Here is a 15,277-nt window from a genome sequence, read left to right on the forward strand (position 1 = left end):
TGTAAAGGCCACCGGCCTCTTCGCGGGCACGCCCGCGAAGAGGCCGGTGGCCCTGATACGACAATCAGCCCAAAACGGCGTTACTCGCCCCAGACGCTGACGAAATCAGCCGTTTCCAGAATCGGCGCCGTACGCGGCTCGGTCAGCGGCGTGCCGACATACAGGTACCCGATCAACTCCTCGTTCTCGGCCAACCCCAACCCCTTGTGCACATGGGCATCGAACGCCATGTCCCCGGTTCGCCACACCGCGCCGATACCCTGCGCATGTGCGGCAATCAGAATGCCATGCGCCGCACAGCCCGCCGCCAGGCGCTGTTCGGACTTCGGCACCTTGAAGTGCTCCTGCAGCTTGGCCACCACCACAATCAGCAGCGGCGCCCGCAACGGCATGGCGCGGGCCTTGTCCAGCGCGGCCTGGCTGGCGTCGCCCCTGCTCTGCACGGCTTCGGCAAACAGCTCGCCCAGCTTCTCACGGCCCTGGCCTTCGATGGTCAGAAAGCGCCAGGGGCGCAGCTGGCCGTGGTCCGGGGCGCGCAAGGCGGCCTGGAACAGCGCCTCGCGCTGGGCAGCGTTCGGCGCCGGGTCGGTCAGGCGTGGCACGGAAACACGGTTGAGCAATGCGTCGAGAGCCTCCATCGGCTACCCTCCTGGCAGTTGAATGTGCGGCCATTCTAGCGTTTACATCACCAGACCCATAGGTAGAATGGCGCCCTTCCGAATCGAGTCAGAGCAGATCACATGGCGTTGCCGACCTTAAGGATCATTGGTTTCATCATCGGCATCTTCCTGATTACCCTCGCCGTCAGCATGGCCGTGCCCATGGCGACCCTGGTAATTTTCGAACGCACCGGTGACATGCCGTCGTTCCTCTGGTCGAGCCTGATCACCTTCATCGCCGGGCTGGCCCTGGTGATGCAGGGGCGCCCCGAACATGTGCACCTGCGCCCACGCGACATGTACCTGCTGACGGTCAGCAGCTGGTTGGTGGTGTGCGTGTTCGCCGCCCTGCCGTTCCTGCTGACCCAGCACATCAGCTACACCGACGCCTTCTTCGAAAGCATGTCGGGCATCACCGCCACCGGCGCCACCGTGCTCAGCGGGCTCGACACCATGTCACCCGGCATTCTCATGTGGCGCTCGATGCTGCACTGGCTTGGCGGTATCGGTTTCATCGCCATGGCGGTGGCGATCCTGCCGCTGCTGCGCATCGGTGGCATGCGCCTGTTCCAGACCGAGTCGTCCGACCGTTCGGAAAAGGTCATGCCGCGTTCGCACATGGTCGCCAAGTCGATCGTGGGGGTGTACGTCGGCTTCTCGATCCTTGGCTCGCTGGCCTTCTGGTGGGCAGGCATGAGCCCGTTCGATGCGATCAACCACGCCATGTCGGCGATCTCTACCGGCGGTTTCTCCACCTCTGACCAGTCGCTGGCGAAATGGGACATCCCGGCCGTGCATTGGGTGGCGGTTGTGGTGATGATCATGGGCAGCTTGCCGTTCACCCTGTATGTGGCCACCCTGCGCGGCAACCGCAAGGCGCTGATCCGCGACCAGCAGGTGCAGGGCTTGCTGGGCATGCTGGTGGTTACCTGGATAGTGCTGGGCACCTGGTACTGGTACAGCACCAACCTGCACTGGCTCGACGCCTTGCGCCATGTGGCGCTGAACGTGACCTCGGTGGTCACCACCACCGGCTTCGCCCTGGGCGACTACAGCCTGTGGGGCAACTTCTCGCTGATGCTGTTCTTTTACCTGGGTTTCGTGGGCGGCTGCTCCGGCTCGACGGCGGGCGGTATCAAGATTTTCCGCTTCCAGGTGGCCTACATCCTGCTCAAGGCCAGCCTTAACCAACTGATCCACCCGCGCGCAGTGATCAAGCAGAAATACAACGGCCACCGCCTTGATGAAGACATCGTGCGTTCGATCCTGACGTTTTCGTTCTTCTTCGCCATCACCATCTGCGTCATGGCCCTGCTGCTGTCGTTGCTGGGCGTGGACTGGATGACCGCGTTGACCGGTGCCGCCGGTACGGTTTCGGGTGTGGGCCCCGGGCTGGGCGAAGTGATCGGCCCGTCGGGCAACTACGCCACGCTGCCGGACGCAGCCAAGTGGATTCTGGCGGCCGGCATGCTGCTCGGCCGACTCGAAATCATTACGGTGCTGGTGCTGTGTATGCCGGCGTTCTGGCGTCACTGACCGCTTCGGCCTCCGCGCCCATACGGGCACGGTACTCACTCGGCGTGGCATCGAACCAGCGGCGGAATGCCCGGTAGAAGTTGCTGGGGTCGGCAAAGCCCAGCAGGTACGCGACCTCCAGCAGGGTCATGCCCGGCTGGGCCAGGTACTGCTCGGCCAGTTCGCGGCGGGTGTCGTCAAGCAAGGCCTGGAAGCTGGTGCCCTCCTCCTGCAGCCGCCGCTGCAAGGTACGTTGCGACAGGTGCAGGGCCTGCGCCAGGGTCTCGCGCTTGGGCTCGCCCTGCGGCAGGATGCGGCACAGCACCTGGCGCACGCGGTGGGTAACCCTGCTTTCGGAAAAACGGGCCAGATACTCCCCGGCAAAACGGTCATGCAACACGGCCATGGCCTCATTGGCAGTGGGCAGCGGCGCCTCCATGTCGGCCCGTTCGAACACCAGCGCATCGTGCGGCGCACCGAACACCAGCGGCGAATGAAACGCCACCTTGTACGGTTCGATATTCTTCGGCTGAGGCCCCTGCACCAGCACCCGCCTCGGCTGTACCGGGCGGCCGCTGAGCCATTTGCACAGTGCCAACGCGCAAGCCAGCGAGGCCTCGGCGCTGTGCCGCGTGGGCGGCAGGTGGTCGCCATGTACGGTCAGGATCAGGGAATAACCTTCAGGGCCAAGCACGAAGCTCAGGTCCGAGCTTTCGGCGATGATGCGCTGGTAACGCACCAGGCGCTCGAAGCCTTCAGCCAGCGTGCGGCTGGACATCAACGCATAGCCCACCACATGGAACGACGCCGGGCGTACCACGCGCGCCATGTTCAAGCCGATGGCCTCATTACCCGACAGCTCCACCGCCAGCTGCCAGAGCCGGGTCATGGAGTCCTGCGGGAAGCGGGCGTCAGGGTCGTCGAGGGCCGCGAAGTCCAGCCCCAGCTGCTTGAACATGGCCTGGCAGTCCAGCCCTTCCAGTTCGAGTGCCTTCACAATCCCTGATGCCCAGCTGGCTGACGTGGTTCTTTCGCTCATGACAGGCTTCTTTCTACCGACCGCTCCTGCGGTGAACCCCAAGGATATTCAATTGGCGCCTATTGTCACTGGTAGGCCCCGCCAATCACTCTAGACTCGAATCAGGCTCCACGCCGTGCATCTTGTCCAGAAGTATTAATCCCGGAGCACTGCCATGAACCGCACAGCGCAGTTTCGCAGTTTTGCCGAGTTCTATCCGTACTACCTGGGGGAACACAGCAACCCCACCTGCCGCCGCCTGCACTTTGTCGGCACCAGCCTGGTGATTGCCTTGCTGGCCTATACCATTGGCAGTGGCAAGTGGTTGCTGTTGCTGGCCGTGCCACTGTTCGGCTACGGCTTTGCCTGGGTCGGGCATTTCTTTTTCGAGAAGAACCGGCCGGCAACCTTTACCTATCCGCTTTACAGCCTGATAGGGGATTTCGTGATGTTCAGGGATATCCTGCTGGGCAAGATCAGCCTGTAGGCAACTGGGCTGCACAGCAGCCCTCTATGCCGGTTCTCGCATCGCCGCGGCTACCTGCGCTTCCCGTGCCTGGGCATCCGCCAGGCGGTACAGCTCGATGCTGCCATCCCAATGCTCGATCAGCGCCGTGCATGACTCCACCCAATCGCCGCAATTGAGGTACTCCACCTCTCCTACCTTGCGGATTTCAGCGTGATGAATATGCCCACACACCACACCGTGAAAACCACGTCGGGTGCATTCGTGGGCAATGGCATCCTCGAAATCGCTGATGAAGTTCACCGCGCCTTTTACCTTGTGCTTGAGGTACGCCGACAGCGACCAGTAGCCATAGCCGTACCGCGCACGCCAGTGATTGAGCCAGCGGTTAAGCACCAAGGTGAACTCGTAGGCGCGGTCACCGAGGAACGCCAGCCAGCGGTGGTAACGGGTAATCACGTCGAACTGGTCGCCATGAATCACCAGCAGCCGGCGACCATCAGCGGTCAGGTGCTCGGCCTCGTCCACCAGCTGGATATTGCCCAGTATCAGCTTGGAGTAACGGCGCAGGAATTCATCATGATTGCCGGTGACATAGATCACCTCGGTACCGCGCTTGCTCATGGTCAGCAGCCGGCGGATCACGTTGGTGTGGGCTTGTGGCCAGTAGATGCCGCCGCGCAGCTTCCAGCCATCGATGATATCGCCGACCAGGTACACCCGGTCGGCCTGGTAGCCCTTGAGGAACTGCGACAGGTGTTCGGCCTGGCAGTCACGAGTGCCCAAGTGCACGTCGGAGATCCACAGGGTGCGCACACGTTGCTTGCGCGAGGGGCGGGACAGTTCGGCATGGGTCATGGGCAGGCTCCGGCGCAGTTTGCTGGAGACTGGCAGGCGCGCGTGACAGCGCCGTGGCAAAACGGTGACGAGTGATGGTGTGCAGCGAATGAGGCACAATGGGCTTCTGCCCTGCGAGGACCTCCCATGACCGCCGGCCCGATCCTCTCGCTGCGCCATTACCGCCACAGCCTGATCGCCCACAGCCACGAACACCCGCAACTGGTGTTCGGCCTGCGCGGCCGCCTGGAGTTCGAGGTGCAAGGGCAAGGCGCCGGCATCGATCGGCAGGGACTGGTCGTGGTACCGGCCGGCGCGCACCACACCTGTGCCAGCGACGGCGGCAGCCACTGCCTGGTGCTCGATGTGCCTGGCGAGCAGTGGTTGCACGAGCAGTTGGGCGAGCATGCCGATGCCAGCCGCCGGCTGCTCGACTGCCCTGCCGCGCTGGGCCTGGACGACCGCCAGCAGCAGTTGGTGGACTGGTTGGCGGCCAGCCCCATGGACGACCCGCTGATTGCCCGGCAAGGCGCGGCGCTGCTGCTGGCCAGCCTCAACTCCAACGCAGCAGCCAGCGTTACCGCCAGCCGGCGCCTGCCCTATGCGGCCTTCGATGCGCATATCGAGCAGCATGCCGCCTACCCGCTGCAGGTGGCCGACCTGGCGCGGCTGGCCGGGCTTTCCAGTGCCCGGCTGCATGCGCGATTCATGGCGGAGTGTGGCATGACGCCGATGGACTACATTCGCCAGCGACGTTTGCTCAAGGCGCGGCGGCTGGTGACACAAACCTTGTTGCCGATGGGGGAGATTGCTACGCAGGTGGGGTATAGCTCGCAGAGTGCGTTCTCGGCGGCGATGTTGCGGGCGTTCGGGTGTACGCCTTTGGCGTTGCGGCGCGAGCCTGGCGATAACTGACAGCAGTCTTGCGACAGAACGGGTTTGCCTGAACCTTTACACTTTGCCTGTACCGGCCCTTTCGCGGGCAAGCCCGCGAAGAGGCCGGCACAGCCATTAGAGATCTTGAGCAAGGACCACCATGAACCACCGCACCGCCCTCGGCGCCCTGCACATTGGCGCGCTGTTCTTCGGCCTGACCGGCGTCTTCGGCAAACTGGCCGCCAGCGCCAGCCCGGCAATCATCGTGTTCGGCCGCGCCGCCTTCGCCGTGCTTGCCCTGGCCCTGTTCGCCAGCCTCGCCGGCCCGGGCTGGCAACGCCTGAGCAGTCAGGACATCCGCCGCCTGCTGCTCGGTGGTGTGCTGCTGGCCGGCCATTGGGTCAGCTTCTTCATCGCCGTCAAAGTCGGCGGCGTGGCCATCGCCACCCTCGGCTTCGCCAGTTTCCCGGCCTTTACCATCATCCTCGAAGGCCTGCTGTTCCGCGAACGCATCCGCCGCAACGAGGCCGTGCTGGTACTGCTGGTCAGCATAGGCCTGGTCCTGGTCACGCCGGCCTTCGATCTGGCCAGCGAAGCCACGGGCGGCCTGCTCTGGGCACTGCTTTCCGGGTTGCTGTTCTCGCTGCTGTCACTCACCAACCGCGCCGGCTCCGGGCGCTTGCCTGCGGTTCAGGCTGCGCTGTGGCAAAACCTGGTGGTGGGCCTGTGCCTGCTGCCCTTCGCAGCACCGGGCCTGGCAGACGTGGCAGCCATGGACTGGCTGTGGATCGCCCTGCTCGGCATCTTCTGCACCGGCGTGGCGCACAGCCTGTTCGTGGCCAGCCTGGCGGTGATCAAGGCGCGTACCGCCGCCGTGGTGTTCGGCATGGAACCGGTCTACGGCATTGCCGTGGCCTGGGTCGTGTTCGCCGAAACCCCCACGCTGCGCATGCTACTGGGCGGCGCGCTGATCATCTTCGCCATCGTGCTGTCCAGCCGCCTGGCCGCCGAGCAGCCGCCCAAGCAGCCACTGCCCGAAGGTGCGTGATCAGCGGTCGTTATGGCCAAGGTCACGCTGAGGGTCGATCTGGTCACGTACCCGCTGCTTCAGCACCTTGGCCTCGGGGAAGCCGCCGTCGGCCTTGCGCTCCCAGATCTGCACACCATTGCAGGTGATGCGGAAGATACCGCCAGTGCCCGGCTCCAGCGCCACCCGGCCAAGGTCGTCGGCGAAGGTGCTGAGCAGTTCCTGGGCCAGCCAGGCGGCACGCAGCAGCCATTGGCACTGGGTGCAATAAGTGATGACGATTTCCGGCTTGCTGTCGGCCATGGTGGCGCATCTCCAGGTAAGGGGCCGCTTATACTAGCGGTCTTTAGCCCACGGTTTGAGACTCACGATGCGCCGTTTGCTGTTCTGCTTTCTGCTCACCCTCACCAGCCTCACGGCAATTGCCGCCGAACCGGCCAGGCCCAAGGTCGGGCTGGTGTTGTCTGGTGGTGCGGCCCGTGGCCTGGCCCATATCGGCGTGCTCAAGGCCCTGGAAGAACAAGGCGTGCGCATTGACGCCATCGCCGGCACCAGCATGGGGGCTGTGGTCGGCGGGTTGTACGCCTCGGGGTACAGCGTCGAAGAGCTGGAAAAGCTCGCCACCACACTGGACTGGCAACAGGCCCTGTCCGATGCCCCACCGCGCAAGGACGTGCCGTTCCGACGCAAGCAGGATGACCGCGATTTCCTCGTCAAACAGAAGCTCAGCTTTCGCGACGACGGCAGCCTGGGCCTGCCGCTGGGGGTCATTCAGGGCCAGAACCTCGCGCTGCTGCTGGAGAGCAAGCTGGCGCATACCGCCGACACACGCGACTTCGACAAGCTGCCCATCCCCTTCCGCGCCGTGGCCACCGACATTGCCAGTGGTGAAAAAGTGGTGTTCCGTCGCGGCCACCTGCCCCAGGTAATCCGTGCCAGCATGTCGATCCCCGCCGTGTTCGCCCCGGTCGAACTGGAGGGTCGTCTGCTGGTGGACGGCGGCATGGTCGACAACATCCCGCTGGACGTGGCCCGGGAAATGGGCGTGGACCTGGCCATCGTGGTCGACATCGGCACCCCGCTGCGCGACCGCAAGCAACTGGCCACGGTGGTCGACGTGCTCAACCAGTCGATCACCCTGATGACCCGGCGCAACTCGGAAGAGCAACTGGCCAGCCTGCACCGCGACGATATCCTCATCCAGCCTTCGCTGACCGCGTTTGGTGTAACCGACTTCGGCCGCGCCCGGGACATGATCGACGCTGGCTATCGCGCCACCCGCCTGCTCGACCCGCGCCTTGCCAGCCTGCGCCAGCCCGAAGACAGCAGCCTGGCCGTGGCCCGCTCGCCGCGCCAGCGCACACCGGTGATTACCGCGATCCGGATCGAGAACGACTCCAAGGTCAGCGACGATGTGATCCGCTCGTACATTCGCCAGCCGATCGATGCCCCGCTGGAACTGGACCGCCTGCAGACCGACATGGGCACGCTGTACGGCCTGGACTACTTCGATCGGGTGCAGTACCGCGTGGTGCACAAGGGCGACGACAACACGCTGGTGATCAATGCCCGCGGCCGACGCGGCGGTACCGACTACTTGCGCCTGGGCCTGAACCTGTCGGACGACCTGCGTGGCGACAGTGCCTTCAACCTGGGTGCCAGCTACCGGGTCAACGGCATCAACAGCCTGGGTGCCGAATGGCTGACCCGTGGCCAGATCGGAGACCAGCAAGAGCTGTACAGTGAGTTCTACCAGCCGCTGGACGTGGGCTCACGCTACTTCATCGCGCCGTACCTGGACTTCGGCTCGCAGAACATCGAAGCCACTCTGGACAACGACCCCATCGCCGAGTACCGCCTGGAGCGCTACGGCTTTGGCCTGAATGTTGGCCGGCAGATCGGCACCAACGGCGAAGTGCGCCTGGGTGTGGGCAAGGCGTGGGGCGAGGCCGAGGTGCGCATCGGCGACCAGGACCTGCCCAAAGTCAGCTTCAACGAAGGCTTCTACGAGCTGAAGTACTCGTTCGACACCCTCGACAACGTGTACTTCCCCCACAGCGGCGAGGACATAGGCCTGACCCTGCGCAAGTACGACAAGTCGCTGGACTCGGACCAGGATTATCGGCAGTGGTTGTTCAACCTGGACAAGGCCATCAGCAGCGGGCCGAACACCTTCGTGCTGGGCGGGCGCTACGGGCGCACGCTGGATGACGCCGAAGTGGTGACGTCAAGCTTCGTGATCGGTGGCGCGCGGCAGCTGTCAGGGTTCCGCCAGGACTCGGTGTCGGGGCAGAACGTGAGCCTGATGCGCATGGTCTACTACCGCCGGCTGACGCCACGGGCCTACGTGCCGCTGGACTTCCCGCTGTACATTGGCGGGTCGCTGGAACGTGGGCGGGCGTGGAACAACGACAATGAGTTCGACAGCGGGTACATCAATGCGGCGAGCATCTTCCTGGGGCTGGAGACGCCGCTGGGGCCGCTGAACTTCAGCTATGGCACCAACAGTGCGCATGAACAGGCGGTTTACCTGAACCTTGGGCATACCTTCTGAACAATGGAGCCGCTTTGCGGCCCCAAGGGCCCTCAGGATTTCTCGAGGTTGGCCAGAATCTTCGCATGCACCCGCATGCACACCTGCAAGTCCGCCTCGTCCACCCCGGTAAACAGCTCCACCCGCAGTTGGTTGGCAATGGTCTCGATCTGGTCGATCAGTGGCTTGGCTGGCGGGCACAGTACAATCTTCTTCGCCCGACGGTCCTCCAGCACCGCCTGCCGACGTACCAGCCCTTGCGCCTCAAGGCTGTCGAGCAGGCGCGCCAGGGTCGGGCCTTCAACGCCCACGCTCTGGGCCAGCTCACGCTGGGTCGGGGCTTCTTCGAAACGGGCCAGGTGCAGCAACACCAGCCAGCGCGCCTGGGACAGGTTGAGCCCGGCCAGGCGGCGATCCAGTTCGGCACGCCAACCCCGGGACATCTGGGCCAGCTGCATGCCAAAGCGGTGTTGGTTGTCGGTAAGGGGCATAAGCAACTCATTGAATGGATCTAATTATTAGGCAGCTAACCATGGCCGGCGCCACGAGGCAAGGCTCGGGCGCGCGGGCGTGTACGATAATCGTCAAAAAGCATGACAAAGGTCAGCGGATGGCGCTTCTGCCTTCGATCCTGCCGCCGTTTACAGCTCGAACTCCGCCGCCAACGCTGCACGCACGCAATACAGCACGCCCTCCGGCACCCGAGCGCCGAACAACGGCGCAATGGCCGACACCGCTGGCAGCTCGCCTTCGCCATCCAGGAAGGCGTCCTGCACTTCCATCAGCAGGTCTTCCGGCAGGTCGAGGGCCTGGTCCAGGCTCAGCTCCTGGCGGCCCAGTGCCTCGGCCAGCAGGCTATACACGTTCTTCTCGCTGCAGTTGAGCTGCCCGGCGATCTGCGCCGGCGTCATGCCGGCGCGCGCCAGGCTGACCAACTCGTGGCGCAGGTCGAGCACCACTTTCGGCGCCTCGTCGGTGCCGCCACTGTTGTTCAGCACTTCGAGGAATGCCTGGCCATAGCGCTCCAGCTTGCGCGCACCCACGCCGCTGACCTGGGCCATGTCGCTGAGGCTGACGGGCTGGCTGCGCAGCATTTCCAGCAACGTCGAGTCGGGGAAGATGACGTAGGGTGGCACGCTGTGCTCCTCCGCCAGCTTGCGCCGCAAGGTACGCAGCGCTTCCCACAGCTCGCGCTCTTCGGCACGCACCAGTTGGCTGGCCGGGCTGCCGCCGCTGGAGGACGAAGCCTTGGCCGTGGTCTGCGGCTTGAGGTCGCGGCGCAATTGCAGAGTGACCTCGCCACGCAGCAGCGGCCGGCAGCTGTCGGACAAGCGCAGGCCACCATAGCCCTCCAGGTCGATATCGACCAGGCCGCGTGCCACCAGCTGGCGGAACAGCGAACGCCACTCGACCTCGGCCAGGCCCTTGCCAACGCCGAAAACCGACAGCTTCTCGTGGCCGAAATTGCGTACCTTCTCGGTGTCCTTGCCCAGCAACACATCGACCAGGTGGCCGACGCCATAGCGCTGACCCGTGCGGAACACCGCCGACAGGGCCTGGCGGGCCGGCTCTGTGGCGTCCCAGGTCTGGATTTTGTCGACACAGTTGTCGCAATGCCCGCAGGGCTGTTCGAGGGTTTCGTCGAAATAGGCCAACAGAGACTGGCGGCGGCAGCGGGTTTCCTCGCACAGCGCCAGCATGGCATCGAGCTTGTGCTGCTCAATGCGTTTGTGGCGCTCGTCACCTTCGGAGTTCTGCAGCATCTGCTTGAGCATCACCATGTCCTGCAGGCCGTAGGCCATCCAGGCATCGGAGGGCAGCCCGTCACGGCCGGCACGACCGGTTTCCTGGTAATAGGCCTCAAGCGACTTGGGCAGGTCGAGATGGGCAACGAAGCGCACGTTGGGCTTGTCGATGCCCATGCCAAACGCAATGGTGGCGACCATGATCAGCCCTTCCTCGTTGAGGAAGCGGTGCTGGTTGGCCGCGCGCGTCTCGGCCGCCAGGCCAGCGTGGTACGGCAATGCCGGGAAGCCTTGGTCACAGAGGAAGGCGGCGGTTTCGTCGACCTTCTTGCGCGACAGGCAGTAGACGATGCCTGCGTTGCCGCGGCGCTCGCCCAGGAAGGCCATCAACTGCTTGCGCGGCGCTTCCTTGGGCACGATGCGGTAGAAAATGTTGGGCCGGTCGAAGCTCGACAGGAAGCGTTCGGCGCCTTGCAGGTGCAGGCGCTGGACGATTTCCTCGCGGGTTCGCATGTCGGCGGTGGCGGTGAGCGCAATACGCGGCACATGCGGGAACAGCTCGGCCAACTGGCCCAGTTGCAGGTATTCGGGGCGGAAGTCGTGGCCCCATTGCGAGACGCAGTGGGCTTCGTCAATGGCAAACAGCGAAATGTCCAGGTCGCGCAGGAAGTCGAGCATGCGCGGCTGCACCAGGCGCTCCGGCGCCAGGTACAGCATCTTCACTTCGCCACGGCGCAGGCGCCCGGCCAGGTCACGCTGCTGCTCAGGTGTCAGCGTGGAGTTCAACGCAGCCGCCGGCACGCCCAGCTCGTCAAGGGTGGCAACCTGGTCATCCATCAAGGCGATCAGTGGCGAAACCACCACCGTCAGGCCGGGGCGCAGCAGCCCCGGTACCTGGAAGCACAACGACTTGCCGCCGCCGGTGGGCATCAGCACCAAGGCATCGCCGCCGTTGGCCACGCATTCGATGATTGCTGCCTGGCGCCCTCGGAAACTGTCGTAGCCGAAGATGTCCTTGAGAACGCGCTGAGCCTGTTCGAGCATGTGCAACTCCAAATCGCCGTACCATCCTGGAAACAGGCTGGACGAAAAACCCGCCCCGCATACGCCAAAAGCGTAAGCGGTTTTTGCCAGGCGACCGGTAAACCCTGCCCCTGGATGAAAAACCGCGGAGTATACCGCAGCACCGCACCGCGCAGGGCACCACGGCGATAGACGTTCCCTTTGCCCCGCTGCCGCTGCAAGGTGCTAGAATTCGTTATCGTTTATTCCCCAAGGTAGCCCTGTAATGTCCTTCGCCGAGCAACTGACCCGCCTGCAAGCCTTCCTCGACGCCGACGAGCTGCACGAAGAAGCGCTGGACTATGTCGCCGCACACGGCTACCTCACCGCCCTGTCGATCAATGCCGAGGATGTACCGGAGCGCGAGTGGATCGACGCCCTGTTCGCCGAAGAGCCGCACTACAGCAGCGATGCCCAGCGCACCGAAATCGAGGCGACGCTGGTTGCCCTCAAGGCGCACATCGCCCGCCAGCTGGCCAGCGACGACGAATTCGAACTGCCCTGCGACCTGGACCTGACCGACGAGCCGGACGATTCCGATCTGCGGGGCTGGTGCATCGGCTTCATGGAAGGCGTGTTCCTGCGTGAAGAAGCCTGGTTCGAGAACGCCGAAGAAGAAGTGAGCGAGATGCTGCTGCCGATCATGGTCGGCTCGGGCCTGTTCGACGAACAGCCAGAGTTCGCCGATATCGCCAGCAACGCCCACCTGCAGGACGACATGATCGTACAGATCCCCGAAGCGCTGACCGCGCTGTTCCTGCTGCTGCACGCCCCTGACGAAAAACCGGCGCTGCTCAAACCACGCCACCACTAATCTGCCTGTGCGCTACCTGCTGCTGGCCATCGGCTGGCTCAGCGTTGCGCTGGGGGTGTTGGGGATTTTCCTGCCGGTATTGCCCACCACCCCCTTCCTGCTATTGGCGGCAGCCTGCTTCGCCCGCAGCTCGCCGCGCTTTCACCATTGGCTGGTCAACCACCCCAAGCTCGGGCCGTGGATTCGCGACTACCTCAGTGGAGAAGGCATTCCCCTCAAGGGCAAGGTCTACGCCATCGGCCTGATGTGGGCCAGCATTGGTCTGTCGTGCTATCTGGTTCCCCTCTTCTGGGCGCGCGCATTCATGCTGACCAGCGCCGTGCTGGTCAGCCTGTACATCCTCAGACAGAAAACCCTTCAAAAGCCAAAGTGACATTTTTTTGTCGCCAAATATCACTTTCGCCTAACGGATACTTCCTTTATCCAGAATAATTCTGGAACCTCGCGAAAGCCTTGCAGACACTGGCTTTGTAAGCCTTACGCGCATTCGCCATCAGCACTTATTGGTGTCTTTTTTAGATAATAAAGATCTTATATGGCAATTTGATATGAATAAATCTTCTTACATATTGCGTTGAATGTACTTAGCTGTGTTGTTAAAAACCTGCAACACTATACGCGATAACATTATCGTCATTTTTTTGGCGAGCAGCAGGATCAATTCCAGGATCAGGGAGATGTACCATGCGCGTTTTGAACCCCATCACCAGTGCATTACTGTTGGCCCTGGCGAGTGCCAACGTACAGGCGATGTCGATCACCGAGGCCGTCCAGAGCGCCGTGGACTACCACCCACAAGTCAGCTCCAACCGCAACAGCAAGCTGTCGGCCGATGAGGACGTGAAATTTGCGCGTGGTGGCTACTACCCTTCCGTGGATTTGGTCGCTGGCTATGGCCGCCAGCGTTCGGACAACGCCACTACCCGTGCCGAGGGTAACCACAACAAGGAAACCCTCAACTACACCCAGTCCGAGCTGCGCCTGCGGCAGATGATCTTCGACGGCTTCAACACCTCGAATGAAGTGGGCCGTACCGAGGCAGTCTCCACCTCCCGTGCCTACTACACCCAGGCCGTTGCCCAGGATGTCGCCTTGCGTGCCGTGGAGGTGTACCTGGAAGTGCTCAAGCGCCGCGAGCTGGTAACCCTGGCCAAGAACAACCTGCAAGCTCACCTGCGCGTCAACGACCAGATCGGCCTGCGTAACGAGCGCGGCGTTGGCAGCACCGCCGACCTCGACCAGTCCCGCGCACGTCGCGCCCTGGCAGAAAACAACCTGGACACCGCCGAAGTCGACCTGGCCGATGCCGAGGCCAACTTCTTCAGCGTGATCGGCCGCATGCCGGACGAACTGGAAAGCCCGCAGACCATCAAGGCCGAGGTGCCTGACACCCTCGACGGCGCGCGCGACAGCATGCGTCAGAACAACCCCTACATCAAATCTGCCCAGGCTGACGTCAACGCGGCCGAGCAGCAGTACGAAGTGGGCAAGTCGACTTTCTACCCGCGCTTTGACGCCATTCTGGCAACCGGTGCCAACAACAACACCGGCGGCGAGAAAGGCCACAACAACAACGACTGGCAGGCCGGTGTAGAGATGAACTACAACCTGTTCCGCGGTGGCAGTGACAAGGCCCGCCTGCAGTCTGACGCGCACAAGATCAACCAGGCCCTGGACATCCGCAACAACGCCCTGCGTGAGCTGACCGAAAACCTGAGCCTGGCATGGAACGCCTTGAACAACGCCAGCAAGCAGCTGCCGACCGCGCGTGAATATGCCGAGACCACCAAGCGCGTGCGTGCTGCCTACCAGGACCAGTTCGGCCTGGGCCAGCGTACCCTGCTGGACGTGCTGGACAGTGAAAACGAACTGTACAACGCCGACCGCCGCTACACCGAAGTGCGTTATACCGAGGAGTTCTCGCGCTACCGCGTGCTGGCGACCATGGGTGAGTTGCTGAGCAAGCAACACATCTCGCTGCCGCCAGAGGCCCTGGCTACCACTGAAGTACGCACCGAGGCGCGCCTGCCCGAGATGCGTTGATCGGGTTTGAGATTCGGGGGCCGCTTTGCGGCCCCCAGCCCTCACTCGGTGCCATGGTTACGCTCAAACGTCTCCATCCCCATCGCCTTGATCTGCCCCTCGATCAACGCCTCGAACGGCGCCAGCAGTGCATCGAAGCAGGCCGGCTGCTCCAGCGTATTCAATGCCCCCACCACCGCCTCGATAGTCGACAATGCCCCCGCTTCCGGCGCTTTGCGCAGCCGGTAACGTGAAGGCGTGACGGCCCCCAGGGTGACTCTCGGCAACCCCTGCAGCAACGGATTCATGTACAAAAGCTTGCGCGCCTTGCGCCAGGTGCCGTCGGGCACGATCAGCAGCAAGGGTTTGTCTTCGGCTTCGCTATACGCCGCGAGCACCTGGGCGTCGTCACCCGGGAATAGCAGAGCCGGCCGGTAACCGGGGGTCGCCAACAGTTCACTCAAGTCATCGAACACCTCTCCAATCCGCAACTCGGCATTGTTCAAGCCAAGGGCCGCGAGGCGCGCGGTGTTCAGGGCATGGGCCGTTTCACTGGGGTGCTGCAGCAGGATGACGCGGGTGCGGCTGTCGAGCGCGGGGATCAGTGGGCAGAGGCAATGGTCGAGCGGGCGCTGGCAGCGCTCGCAGCGGGGTCTGGGCATGGGGTTCTCCTTGGCGGAGACAGTTTGCCACAGAACCGGGG

Annotated in this window: 15 protein-coding genes; 8 read left to right on the forward strand and 7 right to left on the reverse strand. The window is 63.5% G+C overall.

Features of this window, described 5'->3' with window-relative positions:
- Positions 1-80: 80 nt before the first annotated feature.
- Entirely contained in the window at positions 81-638 is a 558-nt protein-coding gene (locus D906_RS03910) for an NAD(P)H nitroreductase (protein ID WP_019099112.1), read from the reverse strand.
- A gap of 102 nt (positions 639-740) precedes the next feature.
- On the opposite strand from D906_RS03910, the gene D906_RS03915 reads away from it, so the two are divergent.
- Complete coding sequence (locus tag D906_RS03915; protein ID WP_027609410.1) at positions 741-2,195, forward strand: TrkH family potassium uptake protein; 1,455 nt, start codon at positions 741-743, stop codon at positions 2,193-2,195.
- Here D906_RS03915 and D906_RS03920 read toward each other — a convergent pair.
- Complete coding sequence (locus tag D906_RS03920) at positions 2,152-3,213, reverse strand: AraC family transcriptional regulator (protein ID WP_016711871.1); 1,062 nt, start codon at positions 3,211-3,213, stop codon at positions 2,152-2,154. The two genes, D906_RS03915 and D906_RS03920, sit on opposite strands and share 44 nt — an antisense overlap.
- Before the next feature lie 154 nt (positions 3,214-3,367).
- Between D906_RS03920 and D906_RS03925 the strand changes: the two genes are divergently transcribed.
- Positions 3,368-3,679 (forward strand): DUF962 domain-containing protein, encoded by a 312-nt coding sequence (locus D906_RS03925; protein WP_016711872.1) that lies wholly within the window; start codon positions 3,368-3,370, stop codon positions 3,677-3,679.
- Positions 3,680-3,703: 24 nt separating this feature from the next.
- Here the strand turns inward: D906_RS03925 and D906_RS03930 are convergent, their stop codons facing one another.
- Positions 3,704-4,516: a UDP-2,3-diacylglucosamine diphosphatase gene (locus tag D906_RS03930; protein ID WP_016711873.1), complete on the reverse strand. Its 813-nt coding sequence runs from the start codon at positions 4,514-4,516 to the stop codon at positions 3,704-3,706.
- Between the two features lie 126 nt (positions 4,517-4,642).
- Between D906_RS03930 and D906_RS03935 the strand changes: the two genes are divergently transcribed.
- Both D906_RS03935 and D906_RS03940 read left to right on the forward strand, forming a co-directional pair.
- On the forward strand, positions 4,643-5,410 hold the full coding sequence (locus D906_RS03935) for an AraC family transcriptional regulator (RefSeq protein ID WP_027615321.1): 768 nt from the start codon (positions 4,643-4,645) through the stop codon (positions 5,408-5,410).
- Positions 5,411-5,531: 121 nt separating this feature from the next.
- Positions 5,532-6,419, forward strand: a complete 888-nt coding sequence (locus D906_RS03940) for a DMT family transporter (RefSeq protein ID WP_027615322.1) — start codon at positions 5,532-5,534, stop codon at positions 6,417-6,419.
- Here D906_RS03940 and D906_RS03945 read toward each other — a convergent pair whose 3' ends face one another.
- Positions 6,420-6,701 (reverse strand): SelT/SelW/SelH family protein, encoded by a 282-nt coding sequence (locus D906_RS03945; protein WP_003259082.1) that lies wholly within the window; start codon positions 6,699-6,701, stop codon positions 6,420-6,422.
- 67 nt (positions 6,702-6,768) lie between these two features.
- Here D906_RS03945 and D906_RS03950 point away from each other — a divergent pair, with 67 nt between their 5' ends.
- Entirely contained in the window at positions 6,769-8,952 is a 2,184-nt protein-coding gene (locus D906_RS03950; protein WP_019099633.1) for a patatin-like phospholipase family protein, read from the forward strand.
- A 32-nt stretch (positions 8,953-8,984) separates the two neighbouring features.
- On the opposite strand, the gene D906_RS03955 is transcribed toward D906_RS03950, so the two are convergent.
- On the reverse strand, positions 8,985-9,422 hold the full coding sequence (locus D906_RS03955; RefSeq protein ID WP_016711876.1) for a MarR family transcriptional regulator: 438 nt from the start codon (positions 9,420-9,422) through the stop codon (positions 8,985-8,987).
- 150 nt (positions 9,423-9,572) lie between these two features.
- On the reverse strand, positions 9,573-11,720 hold the full coding sequence (gene recQ, locus D906_RS03960; protein WP_019099634.1) for a DNA helicase RecQ: 2,148 nt from the start codon (positions 11,718-11,720) through the stop codon (positions 9,573-9,575).
- A 244-nt stretch (positions 11,721-11,964) separates the two neighbouring features.
- Between recQ and D906_RS03970 the strand changes: the two genes are divergently transcribed.
- The 3 genes from D906_RS03970 to D906_RS03980 all read left to right on the forward strand — a co-directional run bounded on the left by D906_RS03970 (position 11,965) and on the right by D906_RS03980 (position 14,595).
- Positions 11,965-12,552: a YecA family protein gene (locus D906_RS03970; RefSeq protein ID WP_019099635.1), complete on the forward strand. Its 588-nt coding sequence runs from the start codon at positions 11,965-11,967 to the stop codon at positions 12,550-12,552.
- A gap of 7 nt (positions 12,553-12,559) precedes the next feature.
- Positions 12,560-12,925, forward strand: coding sequence for a YbaN family protein (locus D906_RS03975; protein WP_025753879.1), 366 nt, complete (start codon positions 12,560-12,562; stop codon positions 12,923-12,925).
- A gap of 311 nt (positions 12,926-13,236) precedes the next feature.
- Positions 13,237-14,595, forward strand: coding sequence for a TolC family outer membrane protein (locus tag D906_RS03980; protein ID WP_027615323.1), 1,359 nt, complete (start codon positions 13,237-13,239; stop codon positions 14,593-14,595).
- A gap of 41 nt (positions 14,596-14,636) precedes the next feature.
- Here the strand turns inward: D906_RS03980 and D906_RS03985 are convergent, their stop codons facing one another.
- Positions 14,637-15,236 carry a tRNA-uridine aminocarboxypropyltransferase gene (locus D906_RS03985; RefSeq protein ID WP_019099638.1) on the reverse strand — a complete coding sequence of 200 codons (600 nt, stop codon included), beginning with the start codon at positions 15,234-15,236 and terminating at the stop codon, positions 14,637-14,639.
- Positions 15,237-15,277 lie beyond the last annotated feature (41 nt).

The organism is Pseudomonas sp. LAIL14HWK12:I1 (assembly GCF_003202095.1).
Classification (GTDB): Bacteria; Pseudomonadota; Gammaproteobacteria; order Pseudomonadales; family Pseudomonadaceae; genus Aquipseudomonas; species Aquipseudomonas monteilii.